At 42.7% G+C, this 21,772-nt stretch carries 18 protein-coding genes; 8 read left to right on the forward strand and 10 right to left on the reverse strand.

What is annotated here, in order from left to right:
• Positions 1–10: 10 nt before the first annotated feature.
• Entirely contained in the window at positions 11–1,975 is a 1,965-nt protein-coding gene (locus tag QM629_RS12035; RefSeq protein ID WP_415160122.1) for a YfbK domain-containing protein, read from the forward strand.
• 68 nt (positions 1,976–2,043) lie between these two features.
• The gene (locus tag QM629_RS12040) at positions 2,044–2,562 is read left to right on the forward strand and encodes a ferritin (protein WP_415160123.1); all 519 of its coding nucleotides are present in this window, start codon (positions 2,044–2,046) and stop codon (positions 2,560–2,562) included.
• A gap of 73 nt (positions 2,563–2,635) precedes the next feature.
• On the opposite strand, the gene QM629_RS12045 is transcribed toward QM629_RS12040, so the two are convergent.
• On the reverse strand, positions 2,636–3,415 hold the full coding sequence (locus QM629_RS12045) for an enoyl-CoA hydratase-related protein (RefSeq protein WP_415160124.1): 780 nt from the start codon (positions 3,413–3,415) through the stop codon (positions 2,636–2,638).
• Positions 3,416–3,446: 31 nt separating this feature from the next.
• Positions 3,447–4,019 (reverse strand): glutathione peroxidase, encoded by a 573-nt coding sequence (locus tag QM629_RS12050; protein ID WP_415160125.1) that lies wholly within the window; start codon positions 4,017–4,019, stop codon positions 3,447–3,449.
• A gap of 164 nt (positions 4,020–4,183) precedes the next feature.
• Here QM629_RS12050 and ade point away from each other — a divergent pair, with 164 nt between their 5' ends.
• The gene (gene ade / locus QM629_RS12055) at positions 4,184–5,827 is read left to right on the forward strand and encodes an adenine deaminase (protein WP_415160126.1); all 1,644 of its coding nucleotides are present in this window, start codon (positions 4,184–4,186) and stop codon (positions 5,825–5,827) included.
• On the opposite strand, the gene QM629_RS12060 is transcribed toward ade, so the two are convergent.
• From QM629_RS12060 to QM629_RS12070, 3 genes are all read right to left on the reverse strand, one after another.
• A complete protein-coding gene (locus QM629_RS12060) occupies positions 5,816–6,238 on the reverse strand; it encodes a hypothetical protein (RefSeq protein WP_415160127.1) in 423 nt (140 codons plus the stop codon). The genes ade and QM629_RS12060 overlap by 12 nt on opposite strands.
• Positions 6,239–6,289: 51 nt before the next feature.
• Positions 6,290–7,393: an anhydro-N-acetylmuramic acid kinase gene (locus tag QM629_RS12065; protein WP_415160128.1), complete on the reverse strand. Its 1,104-nt coding sequence runs from the start codon at positions 7,391–7,393 to the stop codon at positions 6,290–6,292.
• 254 nt (positions 7,394–7,647) lie between these two features.
• A complete protein-coding gene (locus tag QM629_RS12070; protein ID WP_415160129.1) occupies positions 7,648–7,908 on the reverse strand; it encodes a SusF/SusE family outer membrane protein in 261 nt (86 codons plus the stop codon).
• Positions 7,909–8,116: 208 nt separating this feature from the next.
• Between QM629_RS12070 and QM629_RS12075 the strand changes: the two genes are divergently transcribed.
• The 3 genes from QM629_RS12075 (at position 8,117) to QM629_RS12085 (ending at position 15,152) form a co-directional block, all read left to right on the forward strand.
• Entirely contained in the window at positions 8,117–9,472 is a 1,356-nt protein-coding gene (locus QM629_RS12075) for a Gfo/Idh/MocA family protein (protein ID WP_415160130.1), read from the forward strand.
• Positions 9,473–10,545: 1,073 nt separating this feature from the next.
• Positions 10,546–13,707 carry a SusC/RagA family TonB-linked outer membrane protein gene (locus QM629_RS12080; protein WP_415160131.1) on the forward strand — a complete coding sequence of 1,054 codons (3,162 nt, stop codon included), beginning with the start codon at positions 10,546–10,548 and terminating at the stop codon, positions 13,705–13,707.
• Between the two features lie 29 nt (positions 13,708–13,736).
• On the forward strand, positions 13,737–15,152 hold the full coding sequence (locus tag QM629_RS12085; protein ID WP_415160132.1) for a SusD/RagB family nutrient-binding outer membrane lipoprotein: 1,416 nt from the start codon (positions 13,737–13,739) through the stop codon (positions 15,150–15,152).
• A gap of 258 nt (positions 15,153–15,410) precedes the next feature.
• On the opposite strand, the gene QM629_RS12090 is transcribed toward QM629_RS12085, so the two are convergent.
• Positions 15,411–16,253: a type 1 glutamine amidotransferase gene (locus QM629_RS12090; RefSeq protein WP_415160133.1), complete on the reverse strand. Its 843-nt coding sequence runs from the start codon at positions 16,251–16,253 to the stop codon at positions 15,411–15,413.
• 113 nt (positions 16,254–16,366) lie between these two features.
• Complete coding sequence (locus QM629_RS12095; RefSeq protein ID WP_415160134.1) at positions 16,367–17,209, reverse strand: N-acetylglucosamine kinase; 843 nt, start codon at positions 17,207–17,209, stop codon at positions 16,367–16,369.
• Between the two features lie 78 nt (positions 17,210–17,287).
• Here QM629_RS12095 and QM629_RS12100 point away from each other — a divergent pair, with 78 nt between their 5' ends.
• A complete protein-coding gene (locus QM629_RS12100; RefSeq protein WP_415160135.1) occupies positions 17,288–18,877 on the forward strand; it encodes a S41 family peptidase in 1,590 nt (529 codons plus the stop codon).
• Positions 18,878–18,921: 44 nt separating this feature from the next.
• On the opposite strand, the gene QM629_RS12105 is transcribed toward QM629_RS12100, so the two are convergent.
• The 3 genes from QM629_RS12105 to QM629_RS12115 all read right to left on the reverse strand — a co-directional run bounded on the left by QM629_RS12105 (position 18,922) and on the right by QM629_RS12115 (position 20,171).
• Complete coding sequence (locus QM629_RS12105; protein WP_415160136.1) at positions 18,922–19,260, reverse strand: type II toxin-antitoxin system PemK/MazF family toxin; 339 nt, start codon at positions 19,258–19,260, stop codon at positions 18,922–18,924.
• Positions 19,260–19,457 carry a hypothetical protein gene (locus QM629_RS12110; protein ID WP_415160137.1) on the reverse strand — a complete coding sequence of 66 codons (198 nt, stop codon included), beginning with the start codon at positions 19,455–19,457 and terminating at the stop codon, positions 19,260–19,262. Before QM629_RS12110 ends, QM629_RS12105 begins: the two co-directional genes overlap by 1 nt.
• Before the next feature lie 333 nt (positions 19,458–19,790).
• Positions 19,791–20,171 (reverse strand): SET domain-containing protein, encoded by a 381-nt coding sequence (locus tag QM629_RS12115; protein WP_415160138.1) that lies wholly within the window; start codon positions 20,169–20,171, stop codon positions 19,791–19,793.
• Positions 20,172–20,285: 114 nt separating this feature from the next.
• Here QM629_RS12115 and mgtE point away from each other — a divergent pair, with 114 nt between their 5' ends.
• Positions 20,286–21,692: a magnesium transporter gene (gene mgtE / locus QM629_RS12120; protein ID WP_415160139.1), complete on the forward strand. Its 1,407-nt coding sequence runs from the start codon at positions 20,286–20,288 to the stop codon at positions 21,690–21,692.
• The last annotated feature ends 80 nt before the right edge of the window (positions 21,693–21,772 follow it).

The raw sequence follows: 21,772 nt of genomic DNA on the forward strand, positions 1-21,772 counted from the left end.
AATAATCAATATGAAAAAGATATTTTTTGCGGGCATTTTGTTTGCCCTTATAGGCTTTGCCTTTACTGCAAAAACAAACAGAACAATTACAGGAACAATACAGGATGAAAAAGGAATACCTGTTGTGGGCGCTTCGGTTGTTGCCAAGGGAACAAAAAACGGAGTTGTTTCAGATATCAATGGTAAATTTTCAATTGTCGTTGATGATAAAACAAAAGCGCTTGAAGTATCTTATGTCGGTTATAAAACAACCGTAATTAAGCTCAGTGATAAATCAGATTATACCGTTGTTTTAAAAGCAAATACAACGGCGCTTAATGAAGTTGTTGTGGTTGGCTATGGAGCCGAAACAGCCGATGTGGCTTTAAACGCTGCGCCAGTAATGTCTCAGCAATTAGCCGGCCGTGCAGCCGGGGTTTATATGAGAGGAAGAAAAAGCCTCCGTTATTCAGCCTCGTACATGCAGAAAAAAGCGTATGATAAATCATGGCGCTATAACGGAAATTTCAATACAGAAGGCTATGATCATATTGTGGAAAACCCTTTCCTGAAGGCCGGCGATAACCCTTTATCAACTTTTTCCATTGATGTGGATGCAGCATCATACGCTAATGTGCGCCGTTTTATTAATGACGGTCAATTGCCGCCGGCAGGTGCGGTGCGCATTGAAGAAATGATCAATTATTTCAGCTATAATTATCCGCAGCCACAGGGAGATGCGCCATTCAGCATCAATACGGAAGTAGCAAACTGCCCGTGGAATGCACAGCATCAACTGGTTTTGATTGGATTGCAGGGAAAGAAAATTTCAACCCAAAACCTCCCTGCTTCCAATCTTGTTTTTTTAATTGATGTAAGCGGCAGCATGAATGAACCGGATAAACTTTCCCTTGTACAATCCTCTTTAAAATTATTGGTGGGCCAGTTGCGCCCACAGGATAAAGTGGCCCTGGTGGTGTATGCAGGCAATGCAGGTTTGGTATTGCCCTCAACAAGTGGTGATGAAAAGATGAAGATTAAAGATGCCATTGATGCATTGGAAGCAGGTGGATCAACGGCAGGCGGAGCAGGCATTCAGCTTGCTTATGCAACCGCGAAAAAAAATTTCATCAGGGGTGGCAATAACAGGGTTATACTCTGCACGGATGGCGATTTTAATGTGGGCCAGAGCAGTGAAGATGAACTGCAGACACTGATAGAGCAGGAGAGAAGCTCGGGTATATTTCTTTCGGTACTGGGATTTGGAACAGGTAATTACCAGGATAGTAAAATGCAGTTGCTGGCAGATAAAGGCAATGGCAACCATAACTATATTGATAATCTTTCTGAAGCCAGAAGAGTGTTTGTAAATGAATTTGGCGGAACATTATTTACAATAGCCAAAGATGTAAAACTGCAGATAGAATTCAATCCGAAAAAGATACAGGGCTATCGTTTGATTGGTTATGAAAACCGTTTATTGAATAAAGAAGATTTTAATGATGATAAAAAAGATGCCGGCGAGCTTGGCAGCGGCCATACCGTTACCGCTTTGTATGAAGTAATCCCGGCCGGCATAAAAGATACGATGCTGAAAGAGGCGGACGCTTTGCGGTATCAAAAAACAAAGCCATTATCGCAGCCTGGTTTTAATGATGAAGTAATGAACATAAAGCTGCGCTATAAAAAACCGGATGGTGATAAAAGCATTTTAATGGAACATCCTTTAAAAGAGGAAAATATTGCTTTCCATTCCACTTCAAATAATTTCCGCTTTGCGGCTTCGGTGGCTGAGTTTGGCATGCTGCTGCGCAATTCTGAATATAAAGGCAGCGCTGATTTTTTATCTGTAAAAAATATAGCCGCCTCTGCTGTTGATAACGATGAAGATGGTTACAGAAAAGAATTCATTCAGCTTGTTGACAGGGCATCAACATTAAGAGATAAAGCAATGGTAAATAAAGTGAAAGTAATTCCTGCTCAGCAAAGCAGGTGATCCGTATTATGATAAATTTATTTACACTTGTAAAATAAATTTATTCATTAACATCAAACACTTACACTATGTTATCTCAAACGATGCAGGAAGCCCTGAACCGCCAGGTGCTTATGGAAGCGCAATCTTCACAGGCGTACCTGGCCATGGCAAGCTGGGCCGATATACAACCGGGGCTTAAAGGCGTAACACAATTTTTTTTCAAGCACAGCGATGAAGAGCGCATGCACATGCTTAAGCTCATCACTTATATAAATGAACGTGGCGGTTTTGCCATTGTACCTCCTTTGGAACAGCCCACGCTTACTTTTGTTTCTTTAAAAAAAGCATTTGAAGAGCTTTTTAAGCATGAAGTAAAAGTGAGCGAAAGCATTAATGAACTGGTTGATATGTCGCTGAAAGAAAAAGATTATGCCACGCATAATTTCCTGCAGTGGTATGTAAACGAGCAACTGGAAGAAGAAAGGCTCGCAAGGGAATGCAACGATAAGCTTGAATTAATTGGCGATGATAAAAGCGGCCTGTACTTATTTGACAGGGATATTATGAACATGGGCGGCGAAGGGCATGGTAATAAGAAACACTAATTTATAATACCAGGCGCTTAATAAACAGGGTTGTCTCTAAAAAAATTCAGGCAACCCTGTTATATGTATTTGATTATTTCCCTGTAAAATTTGCTTTTCTCTTTTCAAGAAAAGCCGCAGCGCCCTCCCTTGCATCAGCCGTATCAAAGCATTCGCCAAATTTTTTCATCTCAAAATCATATCCCTGCTGCGTGTGATCAAAATTATTGATACATTCAATAATTTTTGCAATGGCAAGCGGCGCTTTCGAATTAATCACACCCAATATTTTTTTTGCCTCACGTAATACCGCTGCTTGCGCAACCACTTTATTCACTATGCCATACTGTTGCGCATCGGTTGCTGTGATCATTTCACCGGTCATGATTAACTGCATCGCCCTGTTTTTGCCCACCAGTTGCATCAGCCTTTGTGTGCCGCCGTAACCGGGTATAATACCAAGATTTATTTCAGGCTGGCCAAATTTTGCATTATCGCTGGCTATAATAAAATGGCAGGCCAGCGCCAGTTCGCAGCCCCCGCCCAAAGCAAATCCATTTACCGCAGCGATAATTGGCTTGGGAGAATTTTCAATTTTATCAAGCACTGCTTCCTGTCCTTTCTTTGCCAGCGCTTCGCCTGATTTACTGTCTAATTGCAGAAACTCACTTATATCTGCGCCGGCAACAAAAGCTTTCTCGCCGTCGCCGGTAATAATGGCCGATTTAATAGCTGCATTGTTATATACTTCATCAATCGCAGCGCTTAATTCTTCCATCACTGTCCTGTTTAATGCATTTAATTTTTCAGGCCGGCTAATGGTGATGATATAAATATTTTCTTCCAATAATGTTTGTAATGTTTGGTAACTCATCTTTTATATTTTATAAAATGTGTTATGCAATTTACGACTGTACTGCGTTGATAACTTCTCCGCTTAATGGCTCAATGCCCGGTTCAAAATAATGCGTAAGCACGCCTGCTTCATTAATCAGGTATTTGCTGAAATTCCACACCGGCGCTTTGTTCAGCCAGCCGTTTTTATGTTCGTTACTCAGCCATTCAAATATTTTATTTTGATCCGGGCTTTTTATAACAACCGATTTTTTTGCCAGCGGGAATGTTACGCCATAATTTAATTTGCAGAACCGGGCAATGGTATCATCATTACCTTTTTCCTGCTTCCCGAAATCATTGGCCGGAAAACCAATAATGGCTATATTATATTGCTCATACAACTTCTCCAGATTTTCATATTGATTGGTATAACCGCAGTCGGAAGCTGTATTTACGATCATTAATTTTTTGCCTTTAAAAGAAGAAAGGCTTTCCGTCCTGCCATTATTCAGTTCAAAGCTGAGATTATAGATTGGCGTTACAGGTTTCACCTGTCCTTTATTGGAACAAACGCCTTTGTTCTTGTTGCTTTTCATAATAAGCGGGTAAATCAGTTTCATTATTTTTTGCCGTATCGTCATTTCAAAAAATTTTGATGAAAGTACGCCGGCCTCTGTTAAAAAGAAATTATATCTGCCATAGAAAAGAAAGGTTATTGACAGGGTATCTAATTATAAAAGGAGATGCAGCCTCTGCAAAAAATGGGCAATCTTTGTAAAATATTTTACAGCAATAAATTTGTCGCATGTCCAATACATTTTCGGTTAAAGGGAATTATGTAAATATTAAAACCAAAGCCATACATGAAGCTCAGGTTTTTATTGAAGACGGAAAAATAGCTTTTGTTGAAATTTATGGCGGGGAGAACAAAGCATTGCCTTACATCCTGCCTGGTTTTATTGACAGCCATGTGCATATTGAAAGCAGTATGCTCGCGCCTTCAGAATTTGCAAGGTTAGCGGTTGTGCATGGCACGGTTGCCACGGTGAGCGACCCGCATGAAATTGCCAATGTTTGCGGCATGAAAGGTGTTGAATTTATGATTGAGAACGGCAGAGGAGTGAAATTTAAATTCAACTTTGGCGCGCCGAGTTGCGTGCCTGCAACGGTTTTTGAAACAGCAGGCGCTTCTTTGGATAGTGATGATGTTGAGCAGTTATTACAGAAACCGGAAATAAAATATTTAAGTGAGATGATGAATTTTCCCGGCGTATTAATGGGTGATGATGAAGTGATAAAAAAGATTGCGGCTGCTAAAAAATTAAATAAGCCTGTTGACGGCCACGCGCCGGGTTTGCGCGGTGAAGACGCAAAAAAATATATTGAAGCAGGCATATCAACAGACCATGAATGTTTTACAAAAGAAGAAGCGCTGGATAAGCTGCAATATGGCATGAAGATCATCATACGCGAAGGCAGCGCCGCCAGAAATTTTGAAGCATTGATTGATCTGCTGAATGATTATCCAAACGATATAATGTTTTGCAGCGATGACAAACACCCGGATAGTTTGGCCGAAGGCCATATCAATAAATTATGCGAACGGGCGGTTGCAAAAGGCATTGATGTTTTTAACGTGTTGCTGGCGGCCTGCGTAAATCCTGTTGAACATTATAAGCTGGATATTGGTTTATTAAATAAAGGTGATGCTGCGGATTTTGTTGTTGTAAAAGATCTTACATCATTCGATGTGCTTCAAACGTATATTAACGGCGAGCTGGCTGCGGAGAACGGAATCACAAAACTTCCATCCATTCCTGTAAAACCCATTAATAATTTTTCTATTGATGTAATAAGCGAAAGTGATGTAAAGATTGAAACCGGTTCTTTTACTTTAATTGATGGTAAAATACCGGTGATAGAAGCGCTGAACGGCCAGCTCATCACCAATAAAATATTGGTAGAACCAACGATAGTGAACAATGAACCGGCAGGCAATGTGGAAAATGATATTTTAAAAATTGTAGTGGTTAACCGTTACGGCAAAGCGCCTGTTGCAAAAGCGTTTATTAAAAATATTGGATTGAAACAAGGCGCCATTGCTTCTTCTGTAGCGCACGACAGCCATAATATTGTTGCGGTTGGCTGCGATGATAAATCATTAACAAAAGCAATCAATTTAATTATTGAAGCAAAAGGCGGCGTGAGTTGTGTGGATGATGCAGGTAATGAAAAGATAGTTGCTTTACCGGTTGCTGGTTTAATGAGCATGGATGATGGCTATACAGTTGCTGCGGATTATACGGAAATTGATAAAATGGCCAAAGCGCTTGGTTCAGGTTTATCAGCGCCATTCATGACCTTAAGCTTTATGGCCTTACTGGTGATTCCGCATATAAAACTCAGCGATAAAGGTTTGTTCAACGGCGATACCTTTTCATTTTTTTGAAGAGGCAATGGCCTCGCTTAACGTATCTGCGCTCATAACAGACAAAGCCAGGCTGTCTGTGCCCTTGGGGAGGCGATAACGTATTTTGAAATTTTTAGTTGACCCGGGCTTGAGTATATTGGTTATAACATCTTCATGTTCTTCCACACGGATGCCGTTTTTATAGCACAGCATTTTAAGGCGTGTATTTTTATAGGCTGCCACAGAAGCGGTGTTTATAAGCTGCCCCTTAATTACAGTAGTGCCGAAAATATTCCGCTTGTCATCAGATAAAAGACGGATGAATTGTTCAGGATGTTCGCCTTCCCGCTGGGCAAGGCTTATTTTATTTTCCGTATAAGTTTTCGAATCAAATTTCTCTTTGCAGGAAAACATGATCAACACACTTATTGCAACTGCCAGGTACTTCATAAAATCTGTTTCAGGTATATTAACGATATGCAGGCTTGTTTTATTTCAGCGTCAGGCTTCCTGTCCCATCCACACGGCGCCGCCTATGCTGTTTCTTGATGCGCCGGTAACCGAAGCCAGCACGGTATTTTCTTCGCGCCATCTTAATATGCCAAGCAACGCCATTACCAGCGCTTCTTTATATTGTACAATATTGTTTTCACCCACAATCACTTCAATGTTTAAAGATGCTACATTTTCTTTTATTTTTTCAATAAGAAATTTATTGAAAGCGCCACCGCCGGTAACAAGCAGCTTATGAGGTGCTGATAAAAGCTGGTTTTTATCGGCAATAGCCTGGATAGATTGTTTAAGCTGGCTGGCAATATGTTCGGTATAAGTGCTTAGTGCATCTGCCGTATTCAGTTCAAAAGATTTGATTAAGGGAAACACTATATCCGTTCCAAAGTTATTGGAAAGCGATTTGGGCATTGGCTGCTTATAATAAACAAGGGCATTTAATTTTTCAAACAAAGAAATATTTACTTCGCCTGTTGATGCAAGCCGGCCGTCTTCATCATAGTTTTTTTCTTCCTGTTGCGCCAGCATATTTAATACGCGGTTGGCCGGGCAAACATCAAAGGCAATAAAATTATGTTGTTGCTGAAAAGAAAGATTGGCAATGCCGCCGATATTCAGGTAAAAATCAAAGCTGGGAAACAATAATTTTTCGCCCATTGGAACGATGGGAGCGCCCTGCCCGCCTAAGGCAACGTCTGTTATTCTTAAATCGCTTACCACATTAATGCCGGTTAACGCCGCCAGTGTGGCGCCACAGCCCAGCTGCGTTGTTACGCCATTGGCAGGGTCATGAAAAACCGTGTGGCCATGCGATGCGATTAACTGCACACGATGATGCAAGCCGTTTTCCTCAATAAACCGGTTTACACAAGCCGCAAGGTATTTGCTATATGCAGCATGCAATAAAAAATAATCCTGTGCGCTTCTATTTTTTGCATAGGTGAGTTGCTGCTGCCATGCATCATCATACGCATAACAATCTGCTGCAAGTATGTTATAACGCCATGTGCCGCGGGTTTCTTCCAGTTCCGTAAAAACAATATCAAGCCCGTCTAAAGATGAACCGCTCATTAAACCAATTACCCTATATACCATGGTATAATAATTTCTGAAAGCCGCAAGTTATCTGAATTATTTCTTGGTTTGAATGATATAGGTGCAATCAATGCCGTTTAGCTAAGGAATGTTTGCAAAGTCCCTCTCCTTTGGAGAACTTGTCCCGGCCATTCGGGAGGGGTTTAGGGTGAAGTCTAAACAAGCTTAACTAAACGTCATTGTATGTTCAATATGAAAAACGGCCGCCATATCCGGGTGGCCGTTTGTGTTAAAACAAGTGCACAGGGCTGTTATTAATTTTTAGTAATAGTATAGGCGCTGTTTGGCAGGTCGAATGTAATGAGATATGTGCCTGCAGCGCTTATGGCAATATTATCGCCGCCTGAAACAAGCGTGCCGCCGGAGCCTCCATAATTAGTGCCCCAGTCGTGGTTTTTCCGGAACTTAAGGTCTCCGCTGGTTAAGGTGGCCGTAACCGACCAGGTGGAGTCACCGTTATTATACATCATGTCGGTGTCGGTGCTCCAGCCGCCTGATGTGGCATCGCCAATCAAGCTGTTTCATAATCGGTGGTGAAAATTTTTAAGGGTGAAAAGATATTGATAAAATGCAGGAAGACTTACAGGTTTCAAAGGGAGAGCATTATTTCCCGGATTGTCTGTTAATAACTGTGCTTTCTGTGTTTTCAGGTTAATGGCAGCAAAGAAATTTTTTAAGAACAGGAAGTTTTCTCATATTTAAAGCTCAAATTAATATTGCAATATGAAAAAATCACGTCGTCATTTTATCAGGCAAACAGCATTGGCAGGAGCAGGCATTGCGGCCTCAAACATTGCCTGGACCGCGCAGAGTTATAACCGTATCATTGGCGCTAATGACAGGGTGCGGGTAGGTGTTATTGGTTTTTCTGACCGCCACCGCAGTTCACACCTGCCTTGTTTTATGAACCATTATAAAGAACTGAATTTTGATCTTGTTGCCGTTTCCGATATATGGAAAAGACGCAGGGAAGAAGGCGCTGCCATCTGGAAGGAAAAAATGGGGCACGATATAATTGCCTGCAGGAATAATGAAGAGCTATATGATAAAAAGCTGGCAGATGCTGTATTTATCAGTACAGCCGATTTTCAACATGCATTGCATGCTATCGAGGCCGTGCAGGCGGGCTGTGATGCGTATGTTGAAAAACCCTTTGCAGAAACCATGGAGGATAACCGGGCTGCATTAAAAGCAATAAAAGCTTCGGGCAGGATTGTGCAGATAGGATCGCAGCGCAGAAGCGGGACTAATTATCAGTCGGCGGCAGATTTCATAAAATCAGGAAAGTTCGGGCCCATTACCATGGTAGAGTTGACTTGGAATGTAAACCAGCCCGGCCGCTGGCGCAGGCCTGAACTGGTGCCATTGCTGAAAGAAGAAGATACGGACTGGAAACGGTTTTTGCTGAACCGGCCTTTTGAATCTTTTGATGCAAGAAAATATCTTGAATTCCGTTTATTCTGGCCTTACTCATCAGGCCAGCCGGGTCAATGGATGAGCCATCAGATAGATACCGTACATTGGTTCAGCGGCCTGCAGCATCCAAGGAGCGTAGTAGCGAACGGGGGCATTTATATGTGGAAAGACGGCAGGAGGAACTGGGATACTACAACAGCCGTTTTTGACTATGGGCCGGAAAATGATCCTGGTTCAGGTTTCCAGGTTACCTTCTCCTCCCGCATGCATAATGGCGACGAGCATCCTGCTGAAATTTATTATTCCAATGGCGGTGAGCTAAACCTTATTACTAATAAAGTGTCGCCAACGGGAGGGCTTACCAAAAAGGCTGCCGATGAAATGCATCTGCAGCCAAATTTATTGCCTGAAATGAGTTTAACACAAACGGAACAGGTTGTGGCTTCGGCAAATACAGGTGGCGATCAGCTTACTTCCAATCATATACGCAACTGGATGGAATGCATACGCAGCCGCAAACAGCCGAATGCGCCGGTGGAAGCGGGATACAGCCACGCTATTGCCACCATTATGACCAATGCTGCCGTGCATACAGGTTTGAAAGCAACATTTGATCCGGTAACGCAGGAAGTAATGGCGGGGGATAAAGTGTTTAAATATTAGTAACCTTTTGGGTTATTCTTTTTGTATGTCAGTCATGTACATCATCTATAGGGTGGAGGTCCCGAGTGAGAGTTGCAGTACTTATCGTTAGCCAGGAGCAAGAGTTGTTCACAGCGAGGTGAAATCTGAAGGCAGCGGGCGGCAAATATTCGGGCCTACGAACACCCGCCTGACCGGACGGGCAGGGAAACTTCATAAGAGGCGAGGTTATCGGGGTGATGTTGCAAAAGAAACAAAAGCCCAATACTGTACAGGCGGTAACAACGTAAATGAAGAGGCTACGTGAATAGAAAGAGGATGAACTTACACTGAGAGATTTGCTTATTCAACTGTCAAAGGTATGCGAGAATACTCCAGAGGTAAACGGTTGCCAAAGTGTAAAAGCGATGGTAACAGGAATAAACAGAAGTCAGTCGAAGTCATAGTAAACCGCCGTGTACGAGACCCGTATGCACGGTGGTGTGAGAGGACGGAAAATGAAAGTAGGAAGAAAACTTTCATTTTCCTCCTACCCGATTCCGTAATTATTATCCCTGTTGTACCAAATGCCGTAAGTCAGGATCATTGCTGGTACGTTCTAAAAAGGCAGCAGTCACTACTTTTTTATTGTTTGGCATAATAACGGTATTTCCTACACGCGTGCAACAGCTTTCCGTGGTATTGTTATACTTGAGAAGCCAAGCCTTTTCGGGCATGCTGGCACCGTGTGCAGTTTGCCTTTACAGGATTCACTTGTTTAACCACTGCTGTAGCGATTGAGCCATCGCTGAATGCTGCGGCGGCCGGTAAGGTTGTGCTGTTGTGAATAATCTTGAAAAAGAATATTGTAAGGAAAAGCGTAACAAAAATGCAGGCAGCAGAAACAAAGATTGCGCCTTTTGCATTTTCAAAGAATGCATTCTTATTATAAATAAGCCGCTTATAAAAAAGCGTGTAAAAAAAGCAGCTTCTAATGTTAAGGTCTTGTCATGGAAATGTTATTTTGGCGCTTGAGAAAAGTAACCACCTATAGCTATGAACTAACATAAAATCTCATATCTGCCTTTATTCATTTATTATTAAAACCAAATTCCATGCTTAGATCTACCATCATGACAGGATTTTTTTTGTTGTTATTTTACGGCTTAAATGCGCAACCGGGGCAAACCATAACCGGTACGGTAACTGCTTCCGACACAAAGCAACCGCTTGAAAACGTGGCTGTGCAGGAAAAGGGCACAAAAAATTCTGTGCTGACTGATAACATAGGTAAGTATTCAATTTCATTATCGAAGAGCAATGCAACGCTTGTATTTTCTTATGTGGGTTATAGCACCAAAAGCATGAGCGCCGGTAATGCACAAACGCTGGATATTGAGCTTGAGCCTTCCGGCAATGCCTTAACAGATGTTGTGGTTACGGCATTGGGCATTAAGCGCGAAGTAAAAACCCTGGGCTATGCTTCACAACAGGTGGATGCAACCCAGATTACACAGGCAAAACAGCCTAACCTGATTAATGCATTACAGGGCAAGGTGGCCGGGGTAACCATATCTTCTTCCGGTGGCGGCCCGGGCCAAGGCGCCAGTATTTTAATAAGGGGCGTAAACTCCATCAATCCTTCCGGCAATAACCAGCCGTTATTTGTTATTGATGGCCTGCCTGTTGACAACAGTACATTTACAACCGGCACCACAGGCGACAGGGGCGCTACCATGCCCAACCGCCTTTCCGATTTAAACCCGGATGATATTGAAAGCATAAATGTATTAAGGGGCGGCGCAGCTACAGCTTTATATGGTTTGCGCGGCGCCAATGGCGTTATAGCTATTACAACCAAATCGGGCCACGCGGGCAAGATGCGCGTAAGCTTTAATGCATCTTACAATATTGACAACGTAAATAAGATACCCGATATACAGTTAAAATATACGCAGGGCTGGCTGGGTGTTTATGATTCTACCAGTTTCTGGCCGGCCTGGGGCCCTACTGTGGAAGAAGCCAAAGCCATTGACCCTACACATCCTGATAAATTGTTTAACGACTGGAAGCATGCTTATAATACCGGCCACCAGTTCCGCTCTGGCTTGAGTTTTTCAGGCGGCAGTGAAAAGATCACCTATTCCTCCTCTTTTTCTTATTTAAAACAGGAAGGCGTTATCCCGAATACTTTTTACCAGGCGATTAACGGAAGGCTGAACGGACAGCTTAAATTCAGTGAGAAATTTAAAATGGGCGCTTCTGTTTATTATACCAATACCAATGGTAATTTTTATGATGCCAACAGGTATAATGAAGACCTTATTTACTGGGCGCCAAGATGGGATGTGCGTGATTATCTTACACCGCAGGGCACTATGAAAACCTATGGCAATGATAACCCGGTCTATCAAACAGCCACCAATAAATTCGGTTCGCAGGTTAACCATATTACCGGCAGCGTAAATTTTGCGTATGCACCTGTTAAATGGTTTACTGCAACTTACCTGCTTGGTATTGATCAGTATGGCGATGCCAGAACGGCAACAGCGCCCCGCGCGGTTGGTTTTCCGGGAGAATTTATTGCCGAAGACAACCAGGATTATGACGGTAAATATGGTACCGGTTTTGTTCACGATTATCAGTTAAATTACCGCCAGGTTAATTCAAACCTTTTATTAACCTTCGATCAAACATGGGCCAATAAATTTCAAACCACTTTTCGCATTGGCAACGATGTGCTGGACCAGAATCTGAAACGTATATCAGCCGAAGGAAGCGGGCTTGATGTATATAACTGGTTTTCGCTGGCCAATGCAAAGCATACCCTGCTTGATCAATACAGGTCGCAATACAGGATAATCGGGTTATACGGCGATCTTACTTTAGGATATAACAATTACCTGTACTTAACGATTACCGGCAGAAACGACTGGACATCATCGCTGGAAGCGGATAACCGCTCTTTCTTTTATCCTTCCGCCAGCCTGAGCTACATTTTCTCCCAGCATTTTTCCATGCCTTCCTGGTTTACGTATGGCAAATTCAGGGCTTCCCTCGCCGGTATTGGTAAGGATGCGCCGCCATACAGCACCAGCATAACGTATGCGCCAACAGGGTCTCCTATTACCAATAATGGAACAGATGTTATTCTCTGGAGCCAGAGTGCAGAAGCCGGTATAGCCGATCTGAAACCGGAAAAAACAGTCACGTTTGAAATAGGAACGGATCTAAGCTTCTTTAAGAACAGGCTCGGCCTTAATGTAACACTGTATAAATCCAACAGTAAAGACCAGATCATCCCTGTATCCACATCTGCCACCACCGGGTTTAGCTCAATTACCTTAAATGCCGGTGAAATTGAGAATAAAGGCATTGAGGTGGCCATAACTGGCAACCCTGTAAAATCGAAAGATTTCAGTTGGGATGTATCGGCTAATTTCTCAGCCAACCGCAATAAAGTGCTATCTGTTTATGAAGGCCTGAGCAGCATTTTCATAGGCAGTGTATTTGGATATGGCAGGTCAACTGTAAGCAGTTATTATGTGCCCGGCCAGCCGGTTGGCAATATTTGGGGAACGCCGGTTATGCGTTATGGCGATAATACAGCTATAGCGGATGATGCCGTGCGTGCCAATAAAGATTTGCCGGTGCTTATAGGCGACGATGGTTTCCCTGTTTATCCTGATGCCACCAACCAGAAGATACTGGGCAATTCTTATCCAAAATGGATCACCGGCCTCAGCAATACATTTACGTATAAAAACTGGAGTTTATATTTTATGTGGGACGCCCAGTTAGGGGTGCAGAAATATGACCAGTTTACTAACTTCCTGGCAGCTTTTGGTGAATCTAAAATTACCCTAAACCGCGACCAGACAATCGTATTTAATGGTGTTTTGTCCGATGGCAGTCAGAATACAAAAGCCGTATGGCTTGGCCAGGGCGAAGGGCCCGACGGGGTTGATTACGGGGCAGGCTACTACAGGAATACCTACCGCGGCATTTCTGAAAACTTTGTAGAAGACGCTTCCTGGGTAAGATTGCGCACGGCCACCTTATCTTACACTTTGCCTGAAAAGCTGATAAAAAATTCATTCATCAATAATATTTCCCTTTCGTTTACCGGAACAAACCTTATTCTTATTACAAAGTATAAAGGATATGACCCTGAAACCCGCAGTGATGCGGCGGCCGGGAGCAATCTTAATGTAAGCACCGGTTTCAGCTACCCCGCTCTGCGCAGTTATATATTTTCCTTAAATGCAGGTTTCTGATTGAATAACATTATTTAAAACCAAGAAAAATGAGCATACTTAACATACATAAAAATTTACTGGTTTTTGGATGCATGGCTTTTTTGCTGGGCAGTTGTAAAAAATACCTTGACATAAACCAGAATCCAAACGCGGCATTGCAGCCGCCCATTACCGGCTTACTGGCAAATGTGACCAATACGGCTGCCATTAATGTATTCAGGATTGCAGACTGGACTTCTTATTATACGCAATACCTGGCTTCACCCAGTGCAGGAAGCGCCGCAGACACGTATGAAGATGTGGATGCAAGCACCGCCTGGAACGGCTATTATAATATAATGACAGACCTGTACGATATGAAAATAAACGCGCAGGCACTTGGCCTGAATGCATATACAGGTGTAGCCGATGTATTGATGGCCCTGCATATAAATATGGCTTCCAATGTATGGGGGGATATTCCTTATGCAGAAGCGTTTTTGGGAGTTGAAAATATTCACCCTGTTTATGACGGCCAGGAAGCTTTATATGATACCTGTATAAAATTGCTGGATGAAGGCATTACAGCGCTCCGGCAGGATGATGCAGACGGCGAATTAGACGAAAGCAGCGATTTTATTCATGGAGGGGATGCCGGTGCATGGATTAAAACAGCGCATGCGCTGAAAGCCCGCATGCTGAACCAGGTTTCCAAAACATCTTCTTACGATGCGGATGCTGTTTTAGCTGAACTGGCAGAAGCTTACACCAGCAACGATGATGATGCTGAGATAACGGCTTTTGACGGATATAACCCCTGGGCGCAGGAAGCTTATAACAATGCAAGTTTGGTGCTGGACGGATGGCTCTCTGCCAATTTTGTAAATGCCATGAATGGCACTACTTATGGCTTATTCGATCCGCGGCTTCCGCTTATTACAGATACCACACGCTATGGCGATTACAGGGGAACAGTGAACGGCGCCGGCGCCGTGGGCAATAATACCGTTCATAACGAATGTTACCTTACTGTGGGAAAATGGTATTCAAGCGATGCCTCGCCTTTGCAGATCATCACGTATGCCGAGTGTAAATTCATAGAAGCTGAAGCCGAGTTTAGAAACGGAGATAAGGATGCCGCTTACACTGCTTACCTGGAAGGCATTGATGCCAATATGCAAAAAATTGGTGTAAGCACATCTGATATAACAAGCTATAAAACCAGTTCAATTGTTGCCGTGGGCGCTTCCAATATTACCCTGCAATTAATATTCAAAGAGAAATATGCAGCGCTTTTTTTAAGCCCCGTAACATGGGATGACATGCGCCGCACCGATTATGATTACAAGGATTTTACCCTGCCTGTAAGCGCTGCATTAAGCACATTTATAAGAAGGATGAATTATCCTTCTGATGAAATTTCAACAAATAGCAGCAATATACCAACAGTGGAGCTGACAGACCACCTCTGGTGGGACCAATAGGAAATTCCGGTTAAATTACTCACCTTACGCATAAAAGACTTTTAATGAAACTTTTTTGCGTAAGGTGAGTTAGTAATTGCAGATGCCTATGGAAAAATAAAAGCACAATTGGCAAAAAAGGAAAAACCTATTCCGGAAAATGATATATGGATTGCTGCCTTTTGCAAAGCATAATTTGCCATTATTTACTACAGAGGGACATTTTAATGCAATTGACGGACTCAAACTGCTAAAGTAATTTGTGCAGATCGGATAAATCTAATCCTGCAGCACTAATTCTTCTGTTGCAATATTGAGAAAATTTGGAATGATATGGCTGTACGTCCATAAAATTTTATCGGGATCGTTCAGATGTTCGATCATGCTTCGCCATTTTGCTTCGCCATAATTTTTTATTACCGTTTCTTTCCTGTCGGGCGCATGCAGGTGAATGGTCATGCCCATGGCGTCTGCTTCCGGATGAAATTGTGTGCCGATGAAATAATCATTAAACCGGATAGCCATGATGGCTCTTTCGTAATGTGGCACATGCGGCCGTTCTTTTTCTATGGCGAGAATTTTACTGCCCATTTCCTTTAAGCGGTTGTGATTGGGCTGAATAACCTGGTAGTCGCGGCTGTCAACTGCATAAAATGGGTCTTTCATGCCTGCGAGTACCATTTCACCGGCGCCATCTTGCGTAAGATGCACGGGAAATGTGCCGAATGAAGTGGAGTTGCGTTTGCACACATCACCTGCTTTAAAATGCCTGCAGGCAAGCTGAAAACTGTGACAGATAAAGAACACATGCTTTTTGGGATAGTTGGCAAAATTGTTATTCCAGTTATTTACCCGCTCCATCCAGTGCATAAATTTTTTGTCCCATTCAAGGTCGGCTGTGTCTGTCGGCGAGCCGGGGCCACCGCTTGAAATGTATGCATCATAAGAAAGATCGGGCAGTTCAAGTTTCAGCCTTACATCAAAAATATCAAGCTGAACATCTTTATTATTTTTTAAAGCCCACTCATCCACTATTTGCTGTAAACAGCGCATGCCCTGGTTAGCAGCGCCTTCATAAAGATCGAGGATTGCTATCCTGATTTTCCTGTTGCTTTTACTCATTGGGCACAAAATTACAAATTTTTAACAGGGAGGCCGAAAGGGTGTTTTCAACTCAAAAGACAGGCGCTGATTATGAATCAGGCGAACCCATGAACCTGTAAAATCTAAGTGAACTACATTGAATGGTATTTCACCAATCCATCCATGGGCTCTTTCAATACGGCGCCCATCTCCATTTCATAGCTGCTGCATAAAGTTTTTAAAACATCTTTAAAGCCGAAAGAAATGCTGCCTGTGAAATGGATTGGGTATAGCCAGCTTTCCGTGTATTTGGAAAGGTGCGTGAAAAAGAAATCGTTCAGGCTGTCTTCAATAATATTTTCAATCATATAGTGGCCGCGGTTTTCTGCAAGAAACAAGGCAAACGAAGCCAGGTAACGGTTAGGCTGCGGTTTTGTGTAAACATTCGTAATGATCTCATCGGCATTTGTGTTGTATTTCTTATTGAAAGCATGCATGAGCTCTTCATCGAATGTGTTATACAAAAAATATTGTATTACTTTTTTGCCTAAGTAAGCGCCGCTGCCTTCATCGCCTAACACATAGCCAATGCCCGGGCTGTTCTTTATAATTTTTTTCCCATTGTAGTAGCAGGAATTGGAGCCGGTGCCCAATATGCAGCAAACGCCTTTTTCGTTAAGGCTTAATGCCCTTGCGGCGCCCAGCAAATCTGTCTGCACTTCAACGGGTGTGGCAGGAAAAACCTTTTTCAATACAGATTTAAGAAACTTCTTATTGGCATCGTCTTTCAGGCCTGTGCCATAATAGAATAATTCATCTATGATGGTGTCTTTAATTTTCGGGAGCAATTCTTTTTGCAATAAAAGCTGTATCTGTTCGCCGCTTAAAAAATAGGGGCTGATACCGGTGGTAAAAATTTTTTTGCTTTTTCCTTCTTTCACCAGCCTCCATTCACATTTGGTAGAGCCGCTGTCTGCAATCAATACTGCTGCCATATTTACGTTTAACAGGGAACAATTAATTCTAATCGCGATATTCGCGCTTTCAATTTAAGATACAAAGAGAAAAATTTTATGGCGAGAAAAAAACTGCAGGTTTGGCTACCCCTTATATTTTCGGTTGTTATGGCTGCCGGCATGATGATAGGTTACCAGCTTCGCGCAAAAACCACGGGCGGCAATTCTTTTTTGCAGAACAATAATGTATCTCCGCTGCAGGAAGTAATGGGTCTTATTAAGAATAAATATGTTGATAATGTAAATACAGACAGCCTGGAAGAGCCTGCCATTACCGGCGTGCTCAACAGGCTTGACCCGCATTCTGTGTATATACCTGCGCAGGACCTGCAGGCTTTGAACGAAGACCTGCAGGGGAATTTCCAGGGCATTGGCATAGAATTTCAGGTGATAAATGATACGGTGAATGTGATGAATGTTATTCCCGACGGGCCATCCTTTAAAGCCGGCGTGCAGATAGGGGACAAGATCATAAGCGTGAACGATACGGTGAATTTAACCGGGAAGGATATAGGCACAGCGGATATACGCAAGCAACTGCGCGGCGAAGACGGCTCTGCAGTAACAATCGGTATTGTGCGTGGCAGCGAACCAAAAAAAATTAAGATCACCCGTGGCGTTATTCCCCTGTATTCGCTGGATGCAGCGTATATGCTGGACAGCGTTACCGGCTATATAAAGCTGAACAAATTTGCAGAGACCACTTACCGCGAATTTATGCAGGCCATGGAAAAACTGCACGCGCAGCATATACAGCAACTGGTGCTTGACCTCCGGGAAAACGGCGGCGGCATTATGCAGCAGGCGGTTAATATTGCCGATGAGTTTTTAAGCGATGATAAACTGATCGTTTACACGCAGGGCGAGCATTCCCCCCGCGCCGACTACCGCTGCAGTAAGGACGGTGTATTTGAAAAAGGCAGGCTGGTGGTACTGGTGGATGAGACCTCCGCATCGGCCAGTGAAATATTAGCGGGCGCTTTGCAGGATTGGGACCGGGCAACCATTGTGGGCAGAAGAACATTTGGTAAAGGGCTGGTGCAGCAGCAGTTTAATTTGAGCGACCGGTCGGCCCTGCGCCTTACCATAGCCCGTTATTATACACCGCTGGGCCGCAACATTCAGAAGCCTTACGATAAAGGCCGCGAACAATATGAACAGGAATTGATGAACCGCTATCACGATGGCGAATTGCTGGTGGGCGATACCTCAAAGCCTGCCGGGCAGGCATTTAAAACACCTTCAGGCCATTTGGTATATGGCGGCGGCGGCATTACACCTGATATTTTCGTTCCTTACGATACCTCTTCCCAGCCAAGAAAGGTGATCCAATTGTTTACAAACGGCACACTCCGAAATTTTGTGTACAACTATTATATAGGGCACAGGGATCAGTTGCAGCAGTTTAAATCGCCCGGAGAATTAATGAAAAAATATGCATTGGGTGAGAATGAATGGAAACAATTGCAAAACTTCGCGCTGAGGGATTCTGTGGATATAAAAAACCTGGAAGCATCGGCCAAAACTTTTGTGATGCAGCAGATGCAGAATTTACTGGCAAGGCAGATCTGGCGCAATGAAGGTTATTATGAGTTTGCCAACGCTTCCGACCCGGTGATTAAAAAAGCGCTGGAAGTGTTGAAGTAGCATAGCACCAGTTGTTGGGCGAGGTGCTTTATGATTAGTGACCATTAAATCGGTTTAAATACTGTTTCAAAAATTTTCTTTAGCACTTTGTCAAACGTAATTGGATTTAATGAAGAAGTTTTTGAAATAACTTCATCAGGCGAGTAAGATTGTATCAATTGGCATTTGATGAATGATTTCTTTGAAAGGGGGGGCAACATTGAATTGTTAAGCTCAAAATTAAATTCTTCATTCATCGGATTTGATGAAATCATTACTGCATAAAAAATATCTTCTGTTTCTAAAACATTTGAATTTGAAATGACTAAAGCCGGATGCGCCTTAAATCTGCCATTTGGCAACTCATAATTTAATTCTATGATGTCTCTTTGTTGAACTTTCATTAAAGATATTTTTCGATGGCTTTATTCTTTCTTTTCACAATTGAAGATTTTAGATTTTCATCATCTTGCAAAGCAGCGATTAAAGATTTGGTCTTACGTACAGATGAAACTTTTCTAACAAAATTTAAAGATGAAAGTAAAGATGAAAGCTCTTTCGCTTTGCCATTTGAATCTATCTCTATGATTAAAGTCTGCATTTTTTAGTTTTTTGCGAAGTTAAGAATTTTACGAGGTTCAAATTAGCATCCTGCTCCATGTTGAACTAAACCTATCGAAGCCTTCCATACTATCCGTAACTTTATCCCTCACCAAAAACATAAAATATGGCAACGAATTGCGAAGCAATCATGAATACAAAATAAAAAAAATCGCTGGAAGAGCCGAGGTGGAATAAATACTTCAATGCCTGTCGTAAAGTTAAAGGATTATTGGCCTGCTGCAAACACGATTTTAAAAATTAATGACCCGTTGTGTAAATAAATAAAACCGATAGAACACAGGCTCCCTCCTCCACTCATGGATGAGGGCCGTCACTTCGTATCAAACCAAACCGGCGTGGCATCATCCGGCGTAGCATTGTAGTTTATAAAAAGCTCATCGCCCTTTTTTATATTTTTTACCGTGCGTATGGTCATGCGTTTTTTGCCAAATTCCATTTCATATTCGCAGTTGGCATCGTAGCTGTGATTGTATATGGAAACATAACCCAGCGCAACGGCGGCCTTCTTTTTATCGTCGCCCCATTCAAAAACATAATGATATAACAGGGTTTTTTCAATAGCCTTTCGCTCTTCAGGCGTTAACACAATTACCGGTGAAATTTCTATTACCGTTCCCTTTTTAATATTTTTTACGGCAAATACGCCGCGTCCCCGTTTATGGGATTTGTCAATAACTACAGACGTTATCATGAATCTTAAAAATTAAAGGCCACAATATAAACAATATAATATGCGGCTTCTGATTGCCATACATTTAATATTGAATTTTCTTTGCGGCAAAGTTTGTTTCCCTAATTTGCGCGTATGAGCTTTGAATTAGAACAGCCTTCTCTTTCAGAACAGTTTGAGCAACTGATGCAGGCAAACGACCTTCAGGCTATTCGCAGGTTTCTTGATGACCAAAACATAAGCGATGTTGCAGACCTTATTTATGAGAATCCTGATTATGAGGCGCAGATCATAGCCAATATGGCTATTAATCGTGCAGCGGCTGTGTTTAAGATACTTGACCTTGCCCGTCAAAAACAAATTGTGCATGAACTGCCTTCTTTTAAAACGGCTGAATTATTAAATGAGCTCCCTGCCGATGATCGTACCGATTTTTTGGAAGAACTGCCTAAAGAAGTTATTCGTGATTTAATAAAACTGCTCGATCCCGAAGAAAGAAAAGTAACCCTTTCCATGCTGGGTTACCCGGAAGACAGCGTGGGCCGTTTAATGACGCCCGGCTATATTTACGTATATCCCTTCAACACCATTGAACAGGTATTGAATATTATACGCAAGGTTGGTAAAAATTCAGAAACGATAGATGTTATTTATGTTATTAACCGCAAAGGTGAACTGATTGATGACCTCAGGATAAGGGATATTATTCTGGCTTTGCCTGATAAAAAGATTGAAGACCTGATGGACGAACGTGTAATTGCCCTGCACGTAAACGATGACCAGGAACATGCCAATGAAGTGTTTAAAATGAATAACCGTGTGGCCCTGCCGGTAACCGATAGCAACAACATTCTGCTGGGCATTGTAACCATTGACGATATGCTTTGGGTGGCCAACGAAGAGTTCAGCGAAGACATACAGAAAATAGGCGGCACCGAAGCGCTCGATGAGCCTTATCTCGATACGCCTTTATTCAAGCTTGTGCGTAAACGCGCCGGCTGGCTCATTGTGCTTTTCCTGGGTGAATTATTAACTGCAACGGCCATGGCGCATTTTAATGATGAAATAACAAAGGCCACGGTGCTTGCCATGTTCATACCCCTGATCATGAGCAGTGGCGGTAACAGCGGCTCGCAGGCATCAACGCTCATCATCCAGGCAATGGCCGTAGGCGATATTATATTGGCTGACTGGTGGCGTGTAATGCGCCGTGAAATATTAAGCGGGCTGCTGCTGGGCAGCATCCTGGGCTTAATAGGATTTATCCGGATCGGCATCTGGCATTTCCTGATGCAGCATGGCATTATTGAAGACCTTTATAAAGAGCACTGGCTGTTAATTGCCATAAGCGTTGGCATATCATTAATCGGCGTGGTGTTGTGGGGCACATTGAGCGGTTCCATGCTGCCGATAATCTTAAAAAAGTTTGGCGCTGACCCCGCCGTATCATCTGCACCGTTCGTGGCAACGCTGGTAGATGTTACAGGAATAGTAATTTATTTTTCTATTGCTTATTTGTTTTTGCAGGGAATATTGTTGTAAAAGAATTTTTAGGGTAATACGGAGACTGATCCCGTCTTAAAGAAGAACCACTGTGAAAACAGGTTGTGCCGGTTTAAGGG

The organism is Parafilimonas sp. (genome assembly GCF_047606085.1).
Classification (GTDB): Bacteria; Bacteroidota; Bacteroidia; order Chitinophagales; family Chitinophagaceae; genus Parafilimonas.

Coding starts and splice junctions, on each gene's coding strand:
- QM629_RS12115 (WP_415160138.1), bottom strand. CDS start 20,171: ATGATAACGTCTGTAGTTATTGACAAATCCCATAAACGGGGACGCGGC.
- QM629_RS12095 (WP_415160134.1), bottom strand. CDS start 17,209: ATGGCAGCAGTATTGATTGCAGACAGCGGCTCTACCAAATGTGAATGG.
- QM629_RS12105 (WP_415160136.1), bottom strand. CDS start 19,260: ATGAAAGTTCAACAAAGAGACATCATAGAATTAAATTATGAGTTGCCA.
- QM629_RS12060 (WP_415160127.1), bottom strand. CDS start 6,238: ATGAAGTACCTGGCAGTTGCAATAAGTGTGTTGATCATGTTTTCCTGC.
- QM629_RS12080 (WP_415160131.1), top strand. CDS start 10,546: ATGCTTAGATCTACCATCATGACAGGATTTTTTTTGTTGTTATTTTAC.
- QM629_RS12090 (WP_415160133.1), bottom strand. CDS start 16,253: ATGAGTAAAAGCAACAGGAAAATCAGGATAGCAATCCTCGATCTTTAT.
- QM629_RS12035 (WP_415160122.1), top strand. CDS start 11: ATGAAAAAGATATTTTTTGCGGGCATTTTGTTTGCCCTTATAGGCTTT.
- ade (WP_415160126.1), top strand. CDS start 4,184: ATGTCCAATACATTTTCGGTTAAAGGGAATTATGTAAATATTAAAACC.
- QM629_RS12085 (WP_415160132.1), top strand. CDS start 13,737: ATGAGCATACTTAACATACATAAAAATTTACTGGTTTTTGGATGCATG.
- QM629_RS12050 (WP_415160125.1), bottom strand. CDS start 4,019: ATGACGATACGGCAAAAAATAATGAAACTGATTTACCCGCTTATTATG.
- QM629_RS12100 (WP_415160135.1), top strand. CDS start 17,288: ATGGCGAGAAAAAAACTGCAGGTTTGGCTACCCCTTATATTTTCGGTT.
- QM629_RS12110 (WP_415160137.1), bottom strand. CDS start 19,457: ATGCAGACTTTAATCATAGAGATAGATTCAAATGGCAAAGCGAAAGAG.
- mgtE (WP_415160139.1), top strand. CDS start 20,286: ATGAGCTTTGAATTAGAACAGCCTTCTCTTTCAGAACAGTTTGAGCAA.
- QM629_RS12065 (WP_415160128.1), bottom strand. CDS start 7,393: ATGGTATATAGGGTAATTGGTTTAATGAGCGGTTCATCTTTAGACGGG.
- QM629_RS12075 (WP_415160130.1), top strand. CDS start 8,117: ATGAAAAAATCACGTCGTCATTTTATCAGGCAAACAGCATTGGCAGGA.
- QM629_RS12045 (WP_415160124.1), bottom strand. CDS start 3,415: ATGAGTTACCAAACATTACAAACATTATTGGAAGAAAATATTTATATC.
- QM629_RS12040 (WP_415160123.1), top strand. CDS start 2,044: ATGTTATCTCAAACGATGCAGGAAGCCCTGAACCGCCAGGTGCTTATG.